This window comes from Aquimarina rubra (assembly GCF_042684305.1).
Lineage (GTDB): Bacteria > Bacteroidota > Bacteroidia > Flavobacteriales > Flavobacteriaceae > Aquimarina > Aquimarina rubra.
On record NZ_JBHULE010000019.1, the window covers coordinates 118609 to 141881 of the forward strand.

Consider the following 23273-nt stretch of genomic DNA (forward strand, 5'->3'; position numbering starts at 1 on the left):
ATATCGAATATCAAATTTTGAATACTGAATATTGAAATATTTCTATAATTCAGCATCCTTAAAAATTATGTTTTGTTTTTATTTTGTGAAGTTCGAATGCTAGAAACGAAAATCGCAATTAGTTCATTATTTTCTTTCAAAAGATTCTCTAGCCCGTCTAAATCTCCAATTAAATTTACACCTTTTTGAATTTTTAAATTGACCAAGGATTCCCTTAGTTCTTTTAAGCATAATTTCATTTTATGCAAAAAATCACGTGGAGATTCAGCACTTTGTGCTTCTCCATAATTTAAAGCTGCTGATGTCACTGATCGGATTAATTGCTTAGACAAATGTTGTGAAGCATAATCTCCTTCCAATTCTCGGCACACTACGATAATATCAACGGAAAAACGAATCAAACGATCTTCTAAATCATATTTACTCTTCATCATTATTCATAGTTTTCTTTTTAAAACTTCTTCATTCGTTATTCCCTATTCAATATTCTTTATTTTTTCAGTTTTGCTGTCACCACAGATTTTTCTATCAAGGGTAAGTATTTAGACTCTTCTTTTTCCATAAAATAAGAAGATATCATGATCGTTTTTTCTCCAGCGGGCAGTGCGTGCATCATCATGATCATTTTCTCACCCGTTTCATCCAGTGTCATCGATTTCTGGACAAGTACCTTTTTACCATCCAATTCAACTTCTATAATTCCCAAAGAAGTTACTCCGTTTTGTTCTCCAGGTTCTTCCATCATTCTTTGTTTGAAGGTATCATAAGGTTGAGGCGCCAGCATTTTCATAATACCTGCAGACATATCTTCATTGGCACGGTTTGTACCATTATCTATAACAAACACGGTTTCATCTATTTCCATCGCTATTTGATCTCCAAAAAGATCTCCCATAGCGTTTTCCTCTTTATCAGCAATTTCTTCTTTGGTTTCTGTGACAATAGGATTTGTTCCTTTTAATGTTTCTTTTTTCGATTTTGTATCCTTTCCACAGGAAATAATTGATAAAAACATTATTGCTACTAAAAAAGTTCTCATTGGTTTGTGTTAGTTAGTTATATTAAAAAATTATTACCAGTCTTTATTGGTTCTGTATACAACTCCTTTAAAAAGGGCTACGATCTGTTCTCCTCTTTTAACCTCAACGATATTAAAACCAATCTTAGTTTTTGCTATATCGGTCACCGCTTCTGCAATTAAATAATCTCCTTCTTCTAATGCTTCGATATGATTAATAGACGTTTCTATGGAAACTGCGTATTTACCGTGGGTATTTGCAGAAAAACCAAAAGCTGTGTCTGCTAAGCTATATGAAATTCCTCCGTGAGCTTTCCCCATACTATTGAGCATCTCTTTCCGGACAGTCATTCCTACCTTGCATCTTCCTTTTTCCACTTCTAAAACTTCAATACCCAACCATTGACTAAAAGGGTCTTGGCTAAGCATCTTGACCGGTATGAGGTTTGAGGGAGTAGGCGTGAGGTTTGTCATGTTTTACTATTTCTTACTTTTTATTCTGTCTGAAATTCTATTTCGTAATGTTGTTATCATTTTTGAAAGCTCTGTAAGTATTCTTCTGTTTTCTTCATCTTCTTCTAAAGTTACGTACCTTCTCATTCTAGCTTTAGAACTGCAGAAAACACATTCATGAACGCTATGCCAAGCATTTCCCAAATAATTATAAAACTGAGAGTCCGTTCCTCCAGATCCTTCAGCTATATTGAGAGCTATAGAATCTGCTGCTCTTCTAAACTGAGAACTTAACTCAAATCGTTCCTCTTTTGGAAACTTTTTCGTCAATGTATTCACAATTTCTCCAAACTCCATTGCCTTGTTATAAACTGTTAAATTCTCGAATTTAAAATTATATTTAGAATCCATATTTAACTATTGTTTCTCATTCCTCAATTCTCAAACCTTATCCCTACAAGAAAAACTTTTTGTTTTCCTGCTCCATTCTTCTTAGTAATGGACTGCAGCGATATCGGTCTTCTCTATATTCGTTGTATAGCTTATCTAATTTATTAACACACCAATCGATTCCTTTTTTATCCGCCCAAGACAGCAAACCTTTAGGATAATTAACCCCTTTGGTCATTGCATTATCAATATCCTCTGCAGAAGCAATATTCCAGAATAAAGCATCTGCTGCTTCGTTAATTAACATCACCAACACACGATTAAAGATATATTGAGAAAGCTCTTCTTTAGATAATTTGTCAACTCCATTGGGAACAACAGGACTTTCTATATTCTGAGATATTATTTTACCTTGTTCATTGTAATTATAATATCCTTTACCTGATTTTCTTCCCAGGTATCCTGCTTCAGATAATCTTTTTTGAGTAAATGAGGGTTTATATCTAGGGTCGTAATAAAACGCTTCAAAAACTGTTTCGGTTACTGTATAATTCACATCATTACCTATGAAATCCATCAGCTCAAAAGGCCCCATTCTAAACCCTCCTAATTCCTTCAGACTAGAATCGATGGTAGCTAAGTCTGCTAATCCTTCTTCATATATGCGGAGTGATTCTCCATAAAAGGGTCTTGCAACACGATTCACTATAAAGCCTGGTGTATCTTTAGCAATTGCCACCACCTTTTTCCAATCTTTTATTATATCAACAGTTTTATTTTTTACTTGATCAGATGTTTGTACGGCAGGTATAATTTCTACTAACTTCATCAATGGAGCTGGATTAAAGAAATGAATTCCGATACAACGTTCCGGTTTTTTTAAAGAAGATGCGATTGAAGCAATAGATAATGACGATGTATTCGATGCTATAATAGTGTCTTCAGAAACATAGCTTTCTAATTCTGAAAATACTTTCTTTTTTATTTCTAAATTTTCAATGATCGCCTCAATCGTAAGATTGGTCTCGCTTAGGTCTTTTAGTGTACTTACGTAGGAGATATTGGTTTGAATTCGATTTTTTTCTACCTCATCTATTCTTTCTTTTTCTATTAAACGAGAAAGAATTTTATCCAGAGATTTTTTGCTTCTATCAAGAGCCTCTTGTTTTGTATCAAAAACTTTTACCTTACAACCAGCAGTGGCTGCTACTTGTGCAATACCGCTGCCCATTGTCCCGGATCCTATTACGCCTATGATCATATTTTTGATTTAAGAATTACGATTAACAATTTTTGTGTTGATATTTTTTGAATCGTATTTTACTTTCCTTTAAAAACTGGTTTTCTTTTTTCTATAAAAGCATTAACACCTTCAGCGTAATCCTCACTTTCTGCTGCTTCTATCTGCAAATCAGATTCCATTACCAACTGTTGATCTAAATTATTGACCATAGATTGGTTTAGTAACCTCTTTGTCAACCCTAACGCTTTTGTTGGCATTTGAGCAACTTTTGAAGCCAACTTCAGTACTTCTTCTTCAAACATTTCGATAGGAAATACTTTGTATAACATTCCTAATCCTTCTGCTTCTTTTGCACTTATCTTATCTCCTAACATCATTAAAGCTGAAGCTTTTTGAAAACCAATTAATCTTGGCAGAAAAAAAGTCCCCGCACTATCAGGAATCAATCCGATTTTACTAAATGCTTGTATAAAACTTGCTGCTTCTACTGCTACAACTATATCACAAGCTAAAGCAATATTTGCTCCGGCTCCTGCTGCCACACCATTAACTGCTGCTATTATTGGTTTCTCAATGCTTCGTATTCTTTTTACAATTGGATTATAATGTTCCTCTAGTATTTTTCTAAAACCGGGGTTTAATTCAGGAGAAGTAACTTCTTTAAGATCCTGACCGGCACAAAACGCTTTACCATTACCTGTAAGAATTATTGCCCTAACCTCATCGTTAGTTTCGCAAACATCTAAAGTATCCTGTAATCTTAGTGCCATTTCTCTATTGAAACTATTAAAAGTTTCCGGACGATTTAAGGTTACTTTGGCAATTCCGTTTTCTATTTTTAATTCTATTGAGTTCATAGGCCCTCACCTCAACGCTCTCCCAATAAGAAGAAAGTTTTTAGGTTATTTTTTAATCTGTTAAAGTTTTTTCTATTTTAAAATGTGGATTGTAAATAATTCCAATAATATTATTCCAAGGATCTTTTACCGAAGCTACCATCAGTTCACCTCCCACATTAGTAGGCTTTTCGTGTTCTTTAGCTCCTAATTCAATAAGTTTTTGATAGGTTTTATGAATATCATCTACTCCCCAATAGGAAAGCACACTATCTGCTTTATCTTTTAGAATACCATCTTCTGGTAAAAGTCCAAGTTCATATCCACAGATATTGAAACCAACATAAAATGGTTCATCAAAATATTGTTTTGTATCAAAAGCCTTTGCATACCATTCTTTGGCTTTTTCTAAATCACTGACTTTATATATAGTGGTTCTTAGTCCTAGCATGTTATTTAAGACATTTGAAGTAATCAAAAGGTTCCAGACAATCTTCACATTGAAATAAAGCTTTGCAAGCTGTAGAACCGAATTGGCTTATCATTTTGGTATTAGTAGATTGGCATTGAGGACATTTTACGATCTTCTTATTCCCTAATAACGCTTCTTTATCTGCTTCTTCCTCTAAAGGTGCAGCTATTCCATATTCTTCTAGTGCTTTTCTACCTCTTGGTGTGATCCAATCTGTTGTCCAGGCCGGAGATAGTACGAGAGATACCTTCGCTTTGATATTTTCTTGCTTAAAAGCTTTGACAATGTCGTCACCAATCACATCCATTGCGGGACACCCACTATATGTTGGTGTTATTGTAATCTCAGCAACATCATTTACCATTTGAGCAGATCTTACAACTCCCATATCCATAATAGATAATACCGGGATTTCGGGATCACTAACTTTCTCGAGAATTGAGTATAACTTAGGATCAATATGTTGTTCTAGTTCAATTGTCATTTTGTACTTTTAATATGAATCCTTAAATGATTTTTCAACAGATACAGGATACTAATAGGATGTAGTTTATCACCATTTCATATTAGGGTACGTGCGTTGCATATATTGCAAATCAGAAAGCAAATATCCCATATGTTCGCTGTGTATTCCATCTTTTCCTCCTTTTCTGAACCATTTAAGTTCTGGAACAGACAACGTAGCTTCTTCTAAAACGTCATTTACAATCTGGTAATACTTTTCTTTTAAAAGGCTAACATCTACTCCAGCACCAAGCTCAACGGCCTTTTTATCGTCCTCTGTAAGTTGAAACAGCTCATCAGTAAATTTCCAAAGATCATTTACTGCTTCCTGAACTTTTTGATGACTCTCTTCTGTGCCATCTCCCAATCTTTTAATCCAATCAGAAGAAAAACGTTGATGATAACTTACCTCTTTAATTGCTTTTTTTGCTATTGCTGAAAGCGTTATGTCCGTACTGTTCTGTAGCTCTTGTAGTAGTAACAAATGGAACACATCATAAAAAAACTGACGTGTAATCACATATCCAAAATGATTATTTGGTTGTTCTACTAGCAATACATTTTTATATTGTCTTTCTGTTCTTAGAAAAGCAATATCATCTTCAGTAACATTTTCTCCTGATAGCTGAGCTGCATACTGATAATAACTACGAGTTTGTCCTAATAGGTCTAACGCCATATTAGTACAAGCTATATCAGTTTCTAAATTTGGCCCGTGTCCACATAATTCAGAAAGCCGCTGTCCTAATATTAATGCGTTATCTGCAATCCCGTAGATGTAATGAATTAAATTTTCTTTTTTCATCTGTTAAAGCTAGCTTTAATTTTACAAGTTTTACCCTTCGGCTTCGCTCAGGGTGATTTGCTCCGCAAATCACATATGTTTTACCTCATCAGGTAATGTATAAAAAGTAGGATGTCTATATACTTTGTCCTGTGCCGGTTCGAACAGTTCTCCACTATTTTCAGGATTAGAAGCGGTGATATTTTTAGATTCTACCACCCAAATACTAACTCCTTCACTTCTGCGAGTGTACACATCTCTGGCATTTTCCAAAGCCATCTCTGCATCAGCAGCATGTAAGCTTCCAAAATGACGATGCTCTAGTCCATTTTTACTTCTAACGAAGACTTCCCAAAGTGGCCAATTTTTTTTCATACCTTATATATCCTCATTATTCTATCTTATTGCAAAAAGAAACTGAGGAACTTTTTTAAATTGCTTTCTTTATTTTATTCTCTTGCTGTTTATCTGCGTATGCCATTGCCGCATCCCGAACCCATTCGCCTTCGTTCCACGCATTTACTCTTGCCGATAATCTTTCTTGATTGCAAGGTCCGTGACCTTTAACTACCTGCCAGAACTCATCCCAATCAATTTCGCCAAAATCGTAATGTTTTGTTTCTTCATTCCATTTTAAATCAGGATCTGGAACAGTTAAGCCTATAAGATCAGCTTGTGGTACGGTTTGATCTATAAATTGCTGACGAAGTTCATCATTAGTTTTTCGCTTTAACTTCCATTTCATTGACTGCTCCGTATGCACAGATTCTGAATCGGTAGGTCCTAACATCATAAGTGATGGCCACCACCAGCGGTTTAACGCATCTTGCGCCATTTCTTTTTGTTCAGGGGTGCCTTTTGCCAAAGTCATCATAATTTCAAATCCCTGACGTTGATGAAAACTCTCTTCCTTACATACACGAATCATTGCTCTCGCATATGGCCCATAAGAAGTGCTACACAGAGGAACTTGATTAATAATTGCTGCTCCATCAACCAACCAACCGATAGCGCCAATATCTGCCCAGGTTAAGGTAGGATAATTAAAAATACTGGAGTATTTAGCTTTTCCGGTATGCAACTGCTCATAAAGTTCTTCTCTAGAAATACCTAACGTCTCACAAGCACTATATAGATACAATCCATGGCCAGCTTCATCCTGAACCTTAGCCAACAAAGCTACTTTACGTCTCAAAGACGGTGCTCTTGATATCCAGTTGCCTTCTGGCAACATACCCACTATTTCAGAATGCGCATGCTGCGATATCTGTCTGATATGGGTCTTTCGATACTTTTCAGGCATCCAATCCTTTGGCTCAATTTTTTCATCTCTGGCAATTCTCTGCTCAAAGATTTCCTCAAGACTTCGACTTTGCTCAGTCCAAGTGTTTTTTATTTCTTTTTCACTCATAGTTTGAAGCCCTCACCCCCATCCCCTCTCCCAAAGGGAGAAGGGAGTCAGCAAGGATTTTTTTATACATCAAAATCTACTACTACTTTTTCTGTAGTTGGCACTGCTTGACAAGATAGCACCAGTCCTTTTGCGACTTCATCTTCTTCCAGCGCATAATTTATTTTCATCTCTACTTCTCCTTCTACTAGTCTGCACTTACAGGTGCTACAAACTCCTCCTTTGCAAGCGAATGGAAGATCTGCTCCTGCTGCTAGTGCGCCATCTAAAATGTTATCATATTCGTCATTCATCCCGAAGTGAAATTCTTTACCACCATCAATGATCGTAACTTCGGTTCCATCAAACTTATGTTCTATAGCTGTCTCAGCTCTTTTTTTATCTTCCTCTGTAATTCCTGAGAAAAATAATTCATAGTGAATTTTATCCTTAGATAATCCAGCTTCTACCAGTTCATCACGTATTAAAAAGATCATTTCTTCAGGGCCGCAAATAAAACATTCATCAATATCAGAAACATCGATAATTTTATCGGTCAGCTCTTTTAACTTTTCAGAAGTAAATCTTCCATTAAGCAATGGAATATCACGATGCTCTTTGGTTAAAAAATAAAATATTTCAAACCTACCAAAATAGGTATTTCTTAAGGCTTCAATCTCTTCCTTAAAGATAATAGATTTTACAGTGCGATTCAAGTAAAATAACTTGAATGTACTATTAGGTTCTGAGGCTAGATGTGTTTTTATTATTGAAAGAATTGGCGTAATACCACTTCCAGCTGCAAACACGATATAATTCTTAGGCCTAGTTGCATCAACTTCGGTATAAAAACTTCCGTTAGGTGGTAAAACTTCTAATTCATCCCCAGCTTTTAATACATTACAAGCATAGTTAGAAAAAAGTCCTCCATCAATTCTCTTTACTGCTACCTGCCATTTATCTTCAATAGGACTGGAACATAACGAATAATTTCGTCGTACCTCTTCACCATCCAGTATCGTTTTTAGTGTCAAATACTGACCTTGTTTATACGAAAACTTTTTCTTGAGATCCTGAGGTATATCAAAAGTTATTGCGGTGCAGTCCTTTGTTTCTTTAAGAACTTCGGCTATTTTTATGGTATGAAAATCGTTCATTTGGCGCTCTACTATATCGTTATAGTAGAACAAAACTAACAATTGTTAGTTTTATAAACAACTAATTAATTGTTAATTTTAAACCACTCCCTTTAGCAATACAGAGATCATATCTTTTTTGAGAATATTGGCATCAATATTTTTTTGTTTTGGATACCATAGATAGAGGGTTCTGAGTGTAGATAATGTAGAAAATACTATAATCTCTATATTATTGGATTTGATCTCATTCACATCTACTCCCTTTTTAACAATCTGCCTGAAATTATCCTCATAATCCTGACGCATTTTCTCAAAATACAAGAGATTATCCTCTTCCAGATGCATCCAATCGTTATTAAGTGAAGCCAATCCGTCTGCATTTCGTAAGGTTACATCAATATGCAGGCTTATTATGTTCTCTAATTTCTGAATTGAATTTTGGTCAGAACTTACTATTTCATTCATTCCGGATGTAAATTCTTCGGCAAGCTCGATAATAATGGTGGATAAAATCTCTTGTTTGGATTGAATATGATTGTACAAGCTAGCTGCTTTGATACCCATCGTAGTTGCCAAATCCCTCATGGTAACTGCACTATACCCTTTTTCTTTAAAAAGAATTGCTGCGGCATTTACAATTTCTTGCTTTCTACTTTCTTGTCTCATTGGCAAATGGGGTTTATATTATAATTAATAACAAAATTTAGACTCTACTTAATGCTTCACAAAAGAGATTATAGACTAAAATATAATAAATTTGTTATATTATGTATATTCTGCATCGCTTTGATGTTTTATATAAAATCCAAATCATCATGAAATACTTAGGTTTACTTTTATTTTCCATCACATTATTAAGTAACTGTAATACTTTAAATGCAGTGAACAAAAAAAACGACGCATCTCAAAAAGGACAAGAACTTAAAGGTACTTATATCGTGACTACACTTTATGGCAAAGATGTTTCTGAGCACAAGCTTACTTTAATCTTTGATCCTTCTAAAAAAACACTTTCAGGATTCTCAGGGTGTAATTCTTATACCTGTAATTACAGTTTGGATGGAAAATCTTTAACGACTAGCTTTCCGATAGGAACTAAGATGTATTGTGAAAAAACCAGTGATTTGGAAAAACAGTTTTTCAAAGTCTTTTCTGAAGAAAAAAATAAAAATCTTGAAGGAAATATTCTTCTTTTAACGAACGGTAAGCAAGAAAATATTCTTTCGGCTAAAAAAGCCGATTAAAATCATCCCAAAACCTAATAAAATATATAAGGTTTTGAGATGCTAAATAATATTTTATCTGTTCACTACAACTTTTTTTGTAGTATTTAGATTTGTGGAGGTATTAGTCATTGAAATGAAATATATTCCGTTGACATTTGCAGAAAGGTCTATAGTTGAGTTTTCAGAAGCGACTTCACCTTTTTTAATTTGTTGACCAACCATATTGTAAACTTCATATGTCAACTGACTTCCGGACTTATTTTCTACATTAAAAATTCCCTGAGATGGATTTGGATATAAAAATGTGCTTTCAGCAAGCTCATTTTCATCTACACCCAATGCTATTTCTTCGGATAATGAATTCAGCGTAGTTCTTCCTGTGTTAGTAGGATCCAACCAATTAGATAGCCTTGTAGAGTTTGTTGTTCCGAAATCCCAAGAAACATCAAACCTTCCATAAAAATCCGGTTGATTATTATCATTAGTTCCTGAACCACCATTAGCACAAAAAGCAGATCCTCCTGCCAATTGACCTATAATTCGACCTAAAGGATCAAAAATGGCTGATCCTGAGGACCCTCCTTCTGTAACACCCAAATCCCAGTCAGCAACTCTCCAAGTATCAGGTGGAGCAAGTAAACCTCCAATATTAACACTATTAGCAACTGTAGGACTTACATTTTCGCGACATACCTTCATAATATCACCTGATGGGTGATGAATTCCCACTACAAAACTCGGCGCATTACCCGTTCTGTCCCAACCTGCCCATTCTAAGTTCCAACTCTCGGGCAAGTTTGTATCAATATTTACCAATAAAACATCAGATTTTCTATTATTGGCCAGTATCGTTGCTCCACTGGTGGTTTGATCAAAAGTTCCATTAGTACTTGGCGTTGTATTACCACAAGAAGGATTTGGGCTAACCCAGTTAAATCTAAACGCCCAAGTAGCAGGGTTACTAGTCCCACCGGTACCTTCAAAACAATGATTTGCAGATAGAAAATAGGGATTTCTATTATTACTGGTATTATTTACTAATGTTCCTGAACAAACACCTCCACCTAGAATAAATAACGCCACAGCAGGTTTCAGCCCATCCTTCAAACTATCAAAATCCGATCCTACAGGGCAATCAACATCTTGATTACAGTTCCCTGAATCATTTAAAGCTTTAGCCTCTAGTTCTGTATCTGTAACGGATCTATATCCATGTATTACTTTGGATATATTCAATTCACCTTTTCCTTTCATTAATGCAGGAACAAAATATTCTACAATAATATCATCTCCTTCTATCATCCAAGTCCCTAACATTTTATCATCCCTATTAAATACATCCGTATATGCACCCAGTAAGTCAGACTTATCAGTATTATAAAAATATACAGAAGCGCCTTTTGGTAATTTATAATTATCAAAAACAAAGTTGATGGTTTTAGCGTTTTTTGACTTTATTCTAATTCTCCAAATCCAATTACCGCTTTCTAATTGATTCCATATACCTGCATTTTTAAAACCCAGGTCAACTTTAAATTCATAACCAAAACGATATACTTTTGATTTATCCTGATCATTTATTGCATCTTCCTCCTGAATTTTTTTCAGATCAAAAGTCGGCATTTCTATGGCTGTTAAACCTTGTTTTTCAATACTTAAAAAATCTAAATCCCAGCTCTTTGGAGATCCTTCATTCGTTACCTGACTGCTAGCAATAATACTTACAAGTAAAGTTGCAGTACATAATATAAGTTTTTTCATAATATTTGTGTGATATATTAAGTTAGTCTGTTTTTTTCTGTTTATCAAGTAATTAGAAAGATGAGATCATCAAATACCTTTCTATAGTTATAACAGTGAACCGTGTTAAAACTCTAATGCATCTTAACAAAATTAGTTAATTAATTCCAATATTAACGGCAAAACCAGTACTTTCGACAACAAAAAAGCAGCTTAAAATTAGATTTAGAAATGCCTAAACAGATAGAATCCAACCCTTTACTCGATAGACTACCACCTCATCTTAAACAGTTTATCAAGCCTCAAAACTATGATGAATATACCCCTATTGATCAAGCTGTTTGGAGGTATGTGATGCGTAAAAACATTGCCTCTTTAAGTAAAGTGGCCCATAAATCATATTTAACAGGATTAGAAAAAACAGGTATTTCTATTGATGAAATTCCCAGTATGTACGGAATGAACCGAATCCTTAAGGAAATTGGTTGGGCGGCAGTTGCGGTCGATGGATTCATACCACCTAATGCTTTTATGGAATTTCAGGCGTACAATATACTGGTTATAGCATCTGATATCAGACAGTTAGAAAATATAGAATACACACCTGCTCCTGATATTATTCACGAGGCAGCGGGTCATGCCCCCATTATTGCTAATCCGGATTATGCTGAGTATTTGCGCCGTTTTGGAAAAATTGGATGCAAAGCTATTTCATCGAAAAAAGATTACGACATGTATGATGCTGTTCGTACACTCTCTATTTTAAAAGAATCTGCTGATACTTCTCAAGAAGAGATAGAAAATGCAGAAGATAGAGTCAACGAATTACAGAATCAAAAGTCAGAACCCTCAGAAATGGCTTTGATTCGTAATTTACATTGGTGGACTGTAGAATATGGACTTATTGGAAATGTTGATGATCCAAAAATTTATGGTGCCGGCTTATTGTCTTCTATTGGAGAAAGTGAATGGTGTATGACAGATAATGTAAAGAAACTTCCGTACAGTCCAGATGCTGCGTTTCAGGATTTTGACATTACAAAACCTCAACCACAATTGTTCGTAACTCCTGATTTTGCATATCTATGTCAGGTTCTTGAAGAATTTGCAGATACCATGGCGCTGCGAAAAGGAGGACACCGCGGACTTGCTAAACTTATTGAGTCCCAAAATCTGGGTACTATAGAACTAAGTACCGGCTTGCAAATCTCTGGAGTTTTCACCAGAATGATCAAAAACGAGGACAATGAAGTGATTTACTTTGAAACAGAAGGTCCTACTGCACTTTCTCACCGAGAAAAAGAGTTGATTGGTCAAGGTATTGACGCACATCCTAATGGATTTAGATCACCTCTTGGAAAATTAAAAGGGATCAATCTGGCTATTGAAAACATGTCCCCAAGAGATCTGAAAGCCTATAATTTTTATGATGGTGAGTATATAGAATTTGAGTTTGAAAGTGGAATCACGATTGCCGGAATAAATATCACCGGAATGAGAAATATTAAAGGAGAGCTAATACTTATTAAGTTTAAAGAATGTACGATTAAATACAAAGATGAATACTTATTTAAACCGGAATGGGGAACTTTTGATCTTGCAGTAGGAAAAGAAATTGTATCTGCTTTCTCAGGTCCGGCCGATGATTACTCTTTTGATATGGTTTCTCATAATCCTGATATGAATACCATAAAAAGAACTTATTCTGCAAAAGAAGAAGAATTACATGCGCTATATCAGGCAGTGAAAAATGTAAGAAATGGTGAAAACACTAAGTTTTCTCTGGAAGCTGTTTTTGCTATCATAAAAAAAGATCATTCTCAAGATTGGTTATTAGCTATCGAAATCTATGAACTTGTCTACGACAGAGACCTTAATTTTGCAGATCATATTCTAAAACATTTAGAAGTTGTTAAAGAGACTAAATCAGAAATCAAACACTTGATTGATAGTGGTATTGAAATTATTACACAAAATACTTTGATAAGCTAAAGATCTTTTGTTTCGAAAAACTGATTTTTAAAAATTTCTATAGACACAGTTAGTTTGACACAGATAAACTTCTCTTTAGACAACTTCAGTTTTTTAGTCTATTTGATTCTGATTCCTATCCCAACATTATGAGTCATATTCGATAATTCACTAAAATTCATTCTATAACTCACAAACCACTTTCCTTTTCGGTTGTATTGCAGGCCAAGACTTATATTATTGAATTGTTTCTGATTACCTCCTACTTCTCCAAAACCATATAAACCACTTCGATATGTTGGAGGATGTTCTATAGTCTTAGTAATATGAATTTCTCTGGGAACTTTTAACTTATAAGCAAGACTACTATTTAGTAGTTTTCCTTTCAGCAAACTGTAGCTATAGATTTCGATATCCTCATTTTGCAATGTATCCAGATATTCTCTAGCTTCTTCAAAAAGATGCTTTTCTCCATTAGAAACCTCTCGTTTGTCTTTAACCATAATTTTAGGATTCGTTTTAACAATGATTTTAGGAACATATACAGTTTTATATTTTCCAGTCTGAATATAAAAAGTATCTATTTTGGTTTGATAAATCGTATCTTTTACTATTGTTATCTTCTCCTTATTAGCACTATCTATCTGCTTTGAATTACACTGTCTTTGGATTAAAACATATAAAAACAGGACTAAGATGACGAGAAGCAAAAACTTGTTTGTGGATAGTTTATTCAACATATTACTGTAAGTTTATAAAGTTTACCAGGTTGCACAAATGCAACCCGGTTTTTAGACAATTAAGACCTTAAGCTCTTTGATTTTATACTACTTGATCCAAAGCAGTTTTTAAACTTTTTAAAGAAATCTGAGCAACCACTTTTCTTGGACTAGTATCGGTAGTCAATTGTAGATATCCATTTACAATATCTATATTCTCAATCGCGCGATCTTTAATAGCTGCTATTTCATCTTCTGAAGTATCAACTTGAATTAGTTCAAACTTTAGAGAAACATCTTCTAAAAGATTATTTGTCACTGGCCCGCTATAGGATATCATTCTATATCCAGTATAGTTACCTTGGGTAAAGGTATCTTTGGTTGTGTCCACAATAAAGGATAGAGGATATCTATTTGCTCTAACCTTTATTTTGCCTTTGTTTTTAAAATATGCAAAAGCACCGGTAGATGACGAGTATACATTTTTCACAAAGAAAAAACTTCCGATAACACTGCCATCAGCATCCTGGAGTTTATCAACTTCAATAAAATCTTTGTCAAATGTTATTTCGTCTACTTTTACATTCGCATAAGTCCTTACATCATACTTTAAAACAGAGTTTTTTAATGCTTTGTAATCACCCTCCGTAATCGAAACCTTATTACTTAGAGCTGCATTAATCACGTTGTTTCTAACCGGATTGACTGATGTAGCTGATAATACATTATCAACTGTAACACTCCCCCCAACAACAGACAAGGAAGCTAATTTTTCCTTTTCTGCATTCGTAAAATCATTCGTAGACAACCCCTTATTAGTCTCTACTGTTACTTTATTCGTCAGCGCTTCTAATAAGCCATTTATCTGATCCATATCCCAAAACTTCGGAATATCTACCGTAGTCCCATTGGTAAATTCTATGACTACAGCAGCATCAGCATCCTTAATTACGTTTTTTAAGATTTCTCCATCATTTTTATGATAAAAACCATCTATTAACTGCTCGTATTGCTGCTCTGTTGGAACATCACCAGTTTCAAAATATGATTTTAACTCTTCTTTTGTTTTTATTGACATTTTTATTTTTTAGATACATTATTAATTTTTTTTTCTAAAAACTCCACACTCTGGTTTTTCCTAATCTTGAGTTTACCACGTTTTTATCCTTGTCACAACCTGCCAGGTGTCACATATGTTTAGGGTTTTCAAAAATGATATTTATTGTAATTTCAATGAAGAAATAACCAGAAAGTGGCGTTTTTAATTATCTCTTTATTTTTTTCCTTCTTTAGAGATACTGCTTATGGTTTCTGAAAGACCACCCGATTTCATTAAAGTCATTAATGCTTTAAAGAGATCTATACCATAAATTTTATTGAAGTTTTCTAAGATCGATTTTATCTCTGTGATGGCGACAAATCCTGCAATAATTTTAAGAAAAGGAACCTCATCTACGATAAAGGTTTCTAATAAAAAGGATGCCAGAATCACCAAATTATAGATAAAAAACTTAGAGATCGTATTACCGATTCCTTGGCTGCTTATCGGAATTTTCTTTTTGTAGGATGCGTACGAACCTGTTATAAAATCCACCAAAATAAGGAAGACCATTGTCATCATCACGCCATTAACAGGCGACAGGATCGTAAGTAACCAGAATGCCATATTTATAATTTTATCCATGTTTAGTTAATTTTTTATAGTCTAAAACTCTGTTTTTGGGATATGCTTGTATGCATACCTTATTGTTTTGATTACCACCCAGAACATATACAAATCCTTTTGTTTCTTTGATAAAAAAACCAACATGACCTTTCCAGCTATTTGGATTTTCACGCCATAATACAACCACATCTCCTGCCGTAGGAGCATTGGTAGATTGCCCAATATTGAGCCAACTACGTGCATTAAGCTTACCAGAATAGGAATAACCGGATTTTTTAGCCACCCAATTGGCAAATGCACTGCACCAGGCAGTCTCATCTTTTAATTGAGCACCATCAAAGCCAAGTTCATTAAAATAGGAAACGATCTGTGGATGATCTTTGGAGCCACTAATCTCAGTAACACCGTACTGAGACAGTGCCATTTCTAAAATATTCATCTGTTCTTTTTTTTATTTTTTTTTATTGTCACACTTCGGCTTAGCTCAGTGCAAGTATGGAATTCGCCATACAACATGAGATTCCCATCAACCTGGTAGTTGTGACTTATTTCATACGTTAAAAATGTTTTGATTACTTCTACGTTAATGACTCTAATTCAAAAAAATCTATACTATTCATCACGAAGCTTCGCGAAACCTTTTTGAGGATTCTTTTTGAATTGTGTTCATTACACAGAAATGAATTAATTGCATAAAAAAACTAAGATTTTCAGACTTAATTATAAACCTGCAGGAACCTAAAAACCCTTTCTTTTTTTACACAGAAATACAGTAAACTGTTAGTGCACTTCTATCATCAACCCGTCATTAAAATCGATGATTTACAGTGCGTTGAAAAGCGTATACAAATATACGAATACAACCAAAGTTTATAAAGGTTTTTACCCTTTACTTACTGCAACTACGGGAGTAAAAACAAAGGCCGAATCCTAGGTAAACCACCTCAGAATCCAGCCTTTTATAAAGTTGAATATTCCCTTTTATAAAAAGAGTGATTTTATTGTATTATGAACCTTTTGATCTTTTTGTTAGCATCATTTCCTAGCTGAAGCAGATACAATCCATTAGATAAATTACCTACATCAATATTGCCATCTAAAATTTTTGTGTTCATCACTTTTTGCCCTGCATAATTATAGATGGTAATATCAATCTCTTGATCTAAAACTCCTCTAACGAACAGAACGCCATCTGTTACAGGATTAGGATACAATCGAAACTCTTCACTAGTATTAAAACTAATCGCAGTATTCACTCTGGAAGTAATTGCACCACCAATGTTTACGGTATAATCTTCTACTTCACCATAGGTAAATGTTTCGCAAGGAGTGGCAGTAGCATTATATTTCAAAGTCACTCTCATCCTAGTTGTTCCTGTCAATGCACTAGCAGGCACTGTAAAATCATACGATTGATTTGCTTCACTACGGGTTGATTCTGAAATTATTTTCTCTGAGCTTTCGAAAGTTCCATTTTGATCATAGTCAATCCATACGTTCCAGTACTCTGTGTATACCGTTCCTGTGTAATTAAGACTTAATATCATGGTATTTTGACCATAAGATATAGCACCTGTTTGGTTGGTATAATCTGTATATCCACTCGTTGCTGCTGAAACATTATCAATTCCTCCGATACCTACATAATCAATGTATTCATCATTTATATTATTACCTTGACTACTGCAATAGGTTAATACAACTCCTGTTGTGGTAAAAGTCACGGGATTACTAGCCGAAGAGCTATTTCCGGCTGCATCTTTTGCTACTACAACGAATGTGTATTCTGAATTAGGATTCAATCCACCAACAGTAGTATTAGAAGCGACGGAAGTAGTAATCAAAGTGGCTCCCTGATAAATTTCATATTCAGACACCCCAATATTATCCGTAGATCCATTCCAGGATACATCAACCGTTGTTCCTGTAATATTTGATGCTGTTACATTGGTTGGTGTAGATGGAGCCTGAGTATCTGGCGTAGTGGACAAAATTTTAAGATCATCAATTGCCAAATCACTTCGGAATCCATTTCCTGTAGTACCTTTAAACTGAAGCTTAATTACAGATCCTACATATACAGAAAGATCTATAGAAGCTTGGTTCCATTGATTTCCTTGATTTCCGTTTCTACTCCAAAGTGAGGTATAACTGAATCCATCATCAGTACTTGCTAATACCTCTAAAGACCCCATATTGGTTCCGTTCATATGATATCCAAATTCTAAGGTCGCACCGGTTAAGGCTTCCAGATCAATGCAAGGACTATCGAGCAAAGCTATTTTTCCAGGATATCCATTTCCATTACCAGAAGCTTCGGTAAATAAATAAAATGACCCTTCTTGAGCAGAAGATGGTCCCGTACCGTTAGATGGTGTTCCATTACTATCACGGGTCCAATTAATATCATCTCCACTAGCATTGGTCCAAACTCCTATTCCTGATTCAAATCCTTCGGTATACGGAAATGTAACAATCCCCGCACAATCAGGTACTCCTGTTGTAGTAAAAGATATTGAACTACTGTATGGAGACGTAGTTGTACCGGCACATATACTACGCACCTGAGCTTCATAAGCCGTCTCTGTTGCTAGATTCGTAAGATTCGCAGTGTTAGTATTTGCAGAAACCACAGCCCAATTTGTAGTTCCTGTTTCTCTGTATCGTACATCAAACGTAGCTCCTGCACTTACGGACCAGCTCAAAGTAGCCGAAGTTGATTGCACAGAAGATGCAACCAATCCTGTAGGCGCTACTGTTCCTATTGGAGTTAATTGTACATCTTGAATTACTGCTTGACCGTCTGCAATCGTAACACCTGTGATTGTTTTTGATTCGTAACATTCTGCTTCATAAACTAAAGTATAAGTTCCTGCTTTGATAGGCCTGTAATAATCACCTTCTGGTAATTCTGTTGGTGTCCAGGTTTCATAGTTTTCTTTTCCTACTACAGTTACTTTAGCATCAATCCCCTGATCAGTAACCGCATCAGTAACAACACCACGTATCCCATAATTCACTTGTTTTAGAAAACCAATCAATGCTTCTTGATTATAGTTCCAGAAATTAACCAGTTGATTTGCTGCAGGTGTTTTGGCATTAGAAAGCTCCACGGTTACTTCTCTTCCCTTATGATAATATATCTGATAATCTTGTCGCCCTCCTTGCACTTCGTACCAAGCATAGCCATTGGTAATTCCGTTATTAAGTGCATCAAAATATCCATTAGGACTATTTTGCTGACAAAAATCTCTATATTCTTCTGATACATAAACAAAATAGTCTTCATCAGGATGTGCGCCGGCATAGGTGTCCCAAGGATAGTTGATTAGTTCAATTCCACCATGAAAATTAGCCGATAGCACAAAATGTTTCGAAGCCGCAAAATCCATAAATCGCTGTGTTTCTATCTGATGACTATTCCCATCAGGATTTGTTCCGTCATCAGGATCAGGATAGTTTCGATTAAGATCTACGTTATTAGCGTTTCCTCTGGTAGCATTGGCAACCGATGTATTACCAGCACTATTTCTATACGTTCCATCTGGGTTCGCTAATGGATTAATCCACACCTCATTATTATCCAACAGTTGTTTGATCTCTGCATGTCTTGGATGTGATGTATCATTATACGTAGTCAATAAAAAATCAATAAGATTGAGCATCATAGGATATCCGGCAATCTCATCTCCGTGCATTGAAGAAGTGTACATTATACGTGGTTCTTGCTCATTTGACCCAACGTTATCCGATAGTTTTACAAAAAGTAAGGATTTATCTCCTTCTGTAGTAGCTCCTATATTTTCTACTTGGCATATCGTAGGATTATTAGTAGCAAAATCATTCATTATACTTACATAATCTGCATAGGTGGGATATGCAGTTAATGGAAATGTTGCTGCTTTTACAGACAGGTCTGACGTCATCGTTCTATACCCTATGATATTATCCTCTTCTGTTGTGGTAAAAGGAATGTTTGTTTGCAAAAACTGATCAAACTGCGCTTGATTTGCCATTAGTTTTACAATTCCTGTAGCTTCATCATAATGAACGATGGACAACTCTTGAGTAAGAGACTGTAATTGAGAAGGGCTGTTTATAACAATATCAAATATCACCTCTCCTTTTAGGTTTAGGTATTCTGTAGCGCGTTCTTTTTGGGTTTGCTGTGCAAATAGTGAGGTGCCCAGGATCATACAGACCCATAAGGCAAGCGTTAGTTTTTTCTTCATGGTTTTTAAGAGTGTTTGTGTAAAATCTGCTTTGGTTAAGAAGCAGTCTATATAATTAAATTGGTTTTATAGTTTTAAAGATAAGGTAAAAAACACCAAAATCTTGGGGGAATCTCAGATCTTTTCACAATCTTATTCTCCAGTTTTTCAATAGATTAACTAGTAAAAACACCTACCATTTTTATTAAAAAGTTGTTTTTATACCTAAAATAAGAATAAAAAAAACCGCTCGAATTGAGCGGTTTGATAATGTCTATATAATAGGATTTAACTATTCAAAAAAACTCTCCATTCCTTCAAAAGATCAATCACTTCTTTTAGTGGCATTACGATTCTAGGAGCACTTGTTCGTTCTTCAAATGGCTCAAAATATGCAGTATCGCCTTCTACCTCAAAATATCCTTGACCATTACCGTAACTCCAATAAGCACTAGAATCCTGTATATCATCAAATACTTTTTCACCAGACATAAGACTTTCTAAATCTTCAATTATTGGATCCATGATTACGTTTTCCTTATAATCCTCTAAAAATAAAGACAATAAATTGTATTTTATTTCAGATGTTACTGCCGAAATTGCACCTTCTATTTTTTCAAATTTAACCTTCATAATTTTAATTTATTCAAATACTATATAACCTGTTTCTATTTCTTTAGTTCTTTTATCGACAAAATATTCGATAAACAATCCATCTTTAGTTTTACCTTTGAATTTATTTATTCCATCATAGGAAATAACATTATTGCTCGCTTCCAAAATAGTTTTTTGAATTTTATCAATCGTCCAACTCTTTGGCCACATCGTGGATGCGCCTTTTTTCAGCATCCAACGTTGTGTTTCTTCTACCCAAAACTCAATTTTAACTTTTCTAATCACTTCTCCAGTTGGAAGTTTAAAAGTACCCACATTTTCAACAATTCTGGTAATATTATTATCAATATTTTTTAAAATATGCAACCCTCCTACAGTTTGAACTTTGGGTTGTAAAGGCGACATAAATGAACTTTGCGGCCTACCCCTACCGGGTAAATAATCGTATTCATTCCTAATAAATGCAGGATTAGCACTTCCATTAGCAAGCCTTTTAGGAACACTACCATCCACAACTTTGATTCGAATATGACCAAACTTCAAATGATCTATAAATCTAGAAGAAAACTTGAAAACCTTGAAACCAAATCGTTTAAAATTAGATTCTCTTTTTGCCAAACCGTCCATATAATCAGATGCTTTTTGATTTGTTTTACGAGCCTCTTCTTTTATTTGACGGAGTTTTTTCTCTATTTGTTTAGGCTTAACTTCTGTTAAGATCTCCTGTCCTTTCCAAGTCAGGATTCTATTTGGTTGACCTCTAGACAGGATTGCAAAACACCCTAAAACTATACTTGAATCTTTCTTAAATTTAATATTCAGTTGAGGTAAGTCCAACAAATGCTGAATTAATTTTCTTCGGTGTTGTTTAGCTTCCCAATAATTGAGAAGTCTTTTTAACCATTTTCTCATATTATTATTGTGATTATTTGCCAACTGGGCAAAGCGTTAATATTCCATTATCAAATTTGGTGGGTGTAAAACCCATCTTTTTTAGCAGTTGCTTTTCCTGAACACTTAGTAATGCTTTGTAAGCATCATCAATAACTTTTCTTCCTGCTTGGAATACCTCATCCAACCACTTCTCTAAATCCTTTAACATCTTCGGGAAATCTTCCAGTTTTTTGCGGATAAAGGCGATCAGTGATAAAAAGGTATCCACGCTCATCGTCACAGTTTTTCTTACTGCCTTATAGGCTCCTTTGACCAAAGTGGCATAGGATTCTACAGCGAGTTTCAGTGCGGTTCCCACGTTTTTGGCCCCACCAGTAAGGATTCCAAAAACTACTTCTTCGACTATAAAACCAATCAGATATCCAATACCATAGCCTAGCGAATCTCCGGTAATATTGATGCTTGGTGGCGATGTAATAAAACGCACAAACAAGTTCGTCATAAACACAAAGGCAGCCTTAATATTTTTGAGAGTAAAGAGCTTTACTGTAGTTTCCAGCGCATTCTCAAACATTTCCATAAACAGGCTAAATTGAGAACTAGGATTTTCTAAAGTGTTTTGTTGTGCATTATTTAACCCAACAACCGCTTTGCAAATCAAACTGATAATATCAAAAATCCCTTTGACCACATCTACCAGACTATTAATAATTCCCACCAAAAAAGCATTGATAAACACAAAGGAGCTTTTGATGAAATCAATCGCCTGACCAATAATATCTTTAATAAAACCTTTGGCTTCTTTGATGATATCAAATAATACACTAAGTCTTCTTTTGATATATTTTTTAAGCGAATCTATTCTCAATGAATCTACCCCTCTTTGAATTTGGATTTCTAAAGCATCCAAAATTCTGGTAAATTGAGTGAATGCTTGCTCATAATCTGCATTTTCGTTTGCTTTATCTGCAGCCTGAATCAAGTCAAATCCTGGTAAAATTGGTGTATAGGTTTTGGATATGTTACCTTCCTGATCATAGGCTTTGTAATAGTTATCTCCAATTTTTAGATTATTCTCGATAGCTTTGGAAACATCGTCCATCGCACTTGCAATCTTGCTTAAAGCAAAATTCATAGGAATCTTACTGACGCGACTACCCCACAACAATGCTTTTCTTATAAAATAAAAGTTACTGCTCTTATCTTTCAGGTGATCTTGCAATACTTCAAGAATAGCTCCACTACTAACATCTAAGTCATATGCTCTTGCCAGTTTTGTGATATCTTTAAACGGAAGATCAGCATTTTGTGAGATTGCATTTCCAGAACGTATTCTAATAACAGATCCAAAAAGATTGTACTTGTCATTTTTCTCAATAAACAATACTATTTCATTGTCTAAAATATCAGTTGCTTTTTGATAGGCTCTTTCTAGTTTTACACCATCATTAGAGATAAAAAGAATAACCGACGTTTTTTTTTGATTCAGTTCATCATTAAGCTCTGTAAGTCTCGGAGGAAATTTCGTTTTTTTTCCTGTTCCCTTAGCTGTTATCAATACCTCATCCAACACATTGCTTTCTGGAAGGTGGATAAAGTATTTATCATCGAATGAAAAAATATCAAACTCTCTATTGAGCTGATCCACTCTTCTTTGTTCTTCGGTATTGAAAAAGACCTGTTGAGGAATCAAATAATCTTCTACGACTGTTGCAGGATAAATAATTCCTGATTCTTGTAATTTTGCTTTATTAGTGTTTGGCAATAAGATAATTTCCTGATAAATTCCAATTCCAGTCGCTGTACTATTATCTTCATCCAGTATCTCAATTTTATCATTAAAAACGGTAATATTTGGAAATGGCTGGTATTTTTTGTCAAAATTCCTGACGCCATATTCATATGCATACATACTTATTTTCTTTTGTATTAACACTTATTTTAAGGCATACAGTGTCCCCTGATCCTTAATTTGCGGGAACACTGTATGCAGTGAATCACA

The 23273-nt window shown here is 34.8% G+C and carries 24 protein-coding genes; 2 read left to right on the forward strand and 22 right to left on the reverse strand.

Annotation, left to right across the window (positions count from 1 at the left end):
* Positions 1 to 65 precede the first annotated feature (65 nt).
* From ACFSR1_RS08980 to ACFSR1_RS09040, 13 genes are all read right to left on the reverse strand, one after another.
* Complete coding sequence (locus tag ACFSR1_RS08980; protein ID WP_378291693.1) at positions 66 to 434, reverse strand: four helix bundle protein; 369 nt, start codon at positions 432 to 434, stop codon at positions 66 to 68.
* A gap of 56 nt (positions 435 to 490) precedes the next feature.
* Positions 491 to 1039 (reverse strand): hypothetical protein, encoded by a 549-nt coding sequence (locus ACFSR1_RS08985; RefSeq protein ID WP_378291695.1) that lies wholly within the window; start codon positions 1037 to 1039, stop codon positions 491 to 493.
* 33 nt (positions 1040 to 1072) lie between these two features.
* Positions 1073 to 1492 carry a PaaI family thioesterase gene (locus tag ACFSR1_RS08990; protein WP_378291697.1) on the reverse strand — a complete coding sequence of 140 codons (420 nt, stop codon included), beginning with the start codon at positions 1490 to 1492 and terminating at the stop codon, positions 1073 to 1075.
* A 6-nt stretch (positions 1493 to 1498) separates the two neighbouring features.
* A complete protein-coding gene (locus ACFSR1_RS08995; RefSeq protein ID WP_378291699.1) occupies positions 1499 to 1882 on the reverse strand; it encodes a four helix bundle protein in 384 nt (127 codons plus the stop codon).
* 43 nt (positions 1883 to 1925) lie between these two features.
* Positions 1926 to 3122 (reverse strand): 3-hydroxyacyl-CoA dehydrogenase NAD-binding domain-containing protein, encoded by a 1197-nt coding sequence (locus tag ACFSR1_RS09000; protein WP_378291701.1) that lies wholly within the window; start codon positions 3120 to 3122, stop codon positions 1926 to 1928.
* 59 nt (positions 3123 to 3181) lie between these two features.
* On the reverse strand, positions 3182 to 3961 hold the full coding sequence (locus tag ACFSR1_RS09005; RefSeq protein WP_378291703.1) for an enoyl-CoA hydratase-related protein: 780 nt from the start codon (positions 3959 to 3961) through the stop codon (positions 3182 to 3184).
* Positions 3962 to 4013: 52 nt separating this feature from the next.
* A complete protein-coding gene (locus ACFSR1_RS09010) occupies positions 4014 to 4391 on the reverse strand; it encodes a VOC family protein (protein ID WP_378291704.1) in 378 nt (125 codons plus the stop codon).
* Position 4392: 1 nt separating this feature from the next.
* A complete protein-coding gene (gene paaD, locus ACFSR1_RS09015) occupies positions 4393 to 4896 on the reverse strand; it encodes a 1,2-phenylacetyl-CoA epoxidase subunit PaaD (RefSeq protein WP_378291706.1) in 504 nt (167 codons plus the stop codon).
* Positions 4897 to 4965: 69 nt separating this feature from the next.
* Positions 4966 to 5721, reverse strand: coding sequence for a 1,2-phenylacetyl-CoA epoxidase subunit PaaC (gene paaC, locus ACFSR1_RS09020; RefSeq protein ID WP_378291708.1), 756 nt, complete (start codon positions 5719 to 5721; stop codon positions 4966 to 4968).
* A 69-nt stretch (positions 5722 to 5790) separates the two neighbouring features.
* Positions 5791 to 6075 carry a 1,2-phenylacetyl-CoA epoxidase subunit PaaB gene (gene paaB / locus ACFSR1_RS09025; protein ID WP_378291710.1) on the reverse strand — a complete coding sequence of 95 codons (285 nt, stop codon included), beginning with the start codon at positions 6073 to 6075 and terminating at the stop codon, positions 5791 to 5793.
* Between the two features lie 55 nt (positions 6076 to 6130).
* Complete coding sequence (gene paaA, locus ACFSR1_RS09030; protein WP_378291712.1) at positions 6131 to 7111, reverse strand: 1,2-phenylacetyl-CoA epoxidase subunit PaaA; 981 nt, start codon at positions 7109 to 7111, stop codon at positions 6131 to 6133.
* 62 nt (positions 7112 to 7173) lie between these two features.
* Entirely contained in the window at positions 7174 to 8247 is a 1074-nt protein-coding gene (paaE, locus tag ACFSR1_RS09035) for a 1,2-phenylacetyl-CoA epoxidase subunit PaaE (RefSeq protein ID WP_378291714.1), read from the reverse strand.
* 78 nt (positions 8248 to 8325) lie between these two features.
* Complete coding sequence (locus ACFSR1_RS09040; RefSeq protein WP_378291716.1) at positions 8326 to 8895, reverse strand: TetR/AcrR family transcriptional regulator; 570 nt, start codon at positions 8893 to 8895, stop codon at positions 8326 to 8328.
* Positions 8896 to 9044: 149 nt separating this feature from the next.
* On the opposite strand from ACFSR1_RS09040, the gene ACFSR1_RS09045 reads away from it, so the two are divergent.
* Complete coding sequence (locus ACFSR1_RS09045) at positions 9045 to 9473, forward strand: META domain-containing protein (protein WP_378291718.1); 429 nt, start codon at positions 9045 to 9047, stop codon at positions 9471 to 9473.
* Between the two features lie 54 nt (positions 9474 to 9527).
* Here ACFSR1_RS09045 and ACFSR1_RS09050 read toward each other — a convergent pair whose 3' ends face one another.
* Positions 9528 to 11216: a T9SS type A sorting domain-containing protein gene (locus tag ACFSR1_RS09050; RefSeq protein WP_378291720.1), complete on the reverse strand. Its 1689-nt coding sequence runs from the start codon at positions 11214 to 11216 to the stop codon at positions 9528 to 9530.
* Between the two features lie 210 nt (positions 11217 to 11426).
* On the opposite strand from ACFSR1_RS09050, the gene ACFSR1_RS09055 reads away from it, so the two are divergent.
* Positions 11427 to 13187, forward strand: a complete 1761-nt coding sequence (locus ACFSR1_RS09055; RefSeq protein WP_378291721.1) for an aromatic amino acid hydroxylase — start codon at positions 11427 to 11429, stop codon at positions 13185 to 13187.
* A gap of 98 nt (positions 13188 to 13285) precedes the next feature.
* Here ACFSR1_RS09055 and ACFSR1_RS09060 read toward each other — a convergent pair whose 3' ends face one another.
* From ACFSR1_RS09060 to ACFSR1_RS09095, 8 genes are all read right to left on the reverse strand, one after another.
* Positions 13286 to 13906, reverse strand: a complete 621-nt coding sequence (locus tag ACFSR1_RS09060; RefSeq protein WP_378291723.1) for a hypothetical protein — start codon at positions 13904 to 13906, stop codon at positions 13286 to 13288.
* Positions 13907 to 13988: 82 nt separating this feature from the next.
* Positions 13989 to 14963, reverse strand: coding sequence for a hypothetical protein (locus tag ACFSR1_RS09065; RefSeq protein WP_378291725.1), 975 nt, complete (start codon positions 14961 to 14963; stop codon positions 13989 to 13991).
* Positions 14964 to 15158: 195 nt separating this feature from the next.
* The gene (locus ACFSR1_RS09070) at positions 15159 to 15569 is read right to left on the reverse strand and encodes a phage holin family protein (protein ID WP_378291727.1); all 411 of its coding nucleotides are present in this window, start codon (positions 15567 to 15569) and stop codon (positions 15159 to 15161) included.
* Entirely contained in the window at positions 15562 to 15990 is a 429-nt protein-coding gene (locus ACFSR1_RS09075; RefSeq protein WP_378291729.1) for a TIGR02594 family protein, read from the reverse strand. The genes ACFSR1_RS09070 and ACFSR1_RS09075 overlap by 8 nt, the downstream gene beginning before the upstream one ends.
* Positions 15991 to 16549: 559 nt before the next feature.
* Entirely contained in the window at positions 16550 to 19783 is a 3234-nt protein-coding gene (locus ACFSR1_RS09080) for a M14 family zinc carboxypeptidase (RefSeq protein WP_378291731.1), read from the reverse strand.
* A gap of 267 nt (positions 19784 to 20050) precedes the next feature.
* Positions 20051 to 20395 carry a hypothetical protein gene (locus ACFSR1_RS09085; protein WP_378291733.1) on the reverse strand — a complete coding sequence of 115 codons (345 nt, stop codon included), beginning with the start codon at positions 20393 to 20395 and terminating at the stop codon, positions 20051 to 20053.
* 9 nt (positions 20396 to 20404) lie between these two features.
* Positions 20405 to 21289, reverse strand: coding sequence for an EndoU domain-containing protein (locus ACFSR1_RS09090; protein ID WP_378291735.1), 885 nt, complete (start codon positions 21287 to 21289; stop codon positions 20405 to 20407).
* Between the two features lie 13 nt (positions 21290 to 21302).
* On the reverse strand, positions 21303 to 23183 hold the full coding sequence (locus ACFSR1_RS09095; RefSeq protein ID WP_378291737.1) for a hypothetical protein: 1881 nt from the start codon (positions 23181 to 23183) through the stop codon (positions 21303 to 21305).
* Positions 23184 to 23273: the final 90 nt, after the last annotated feature.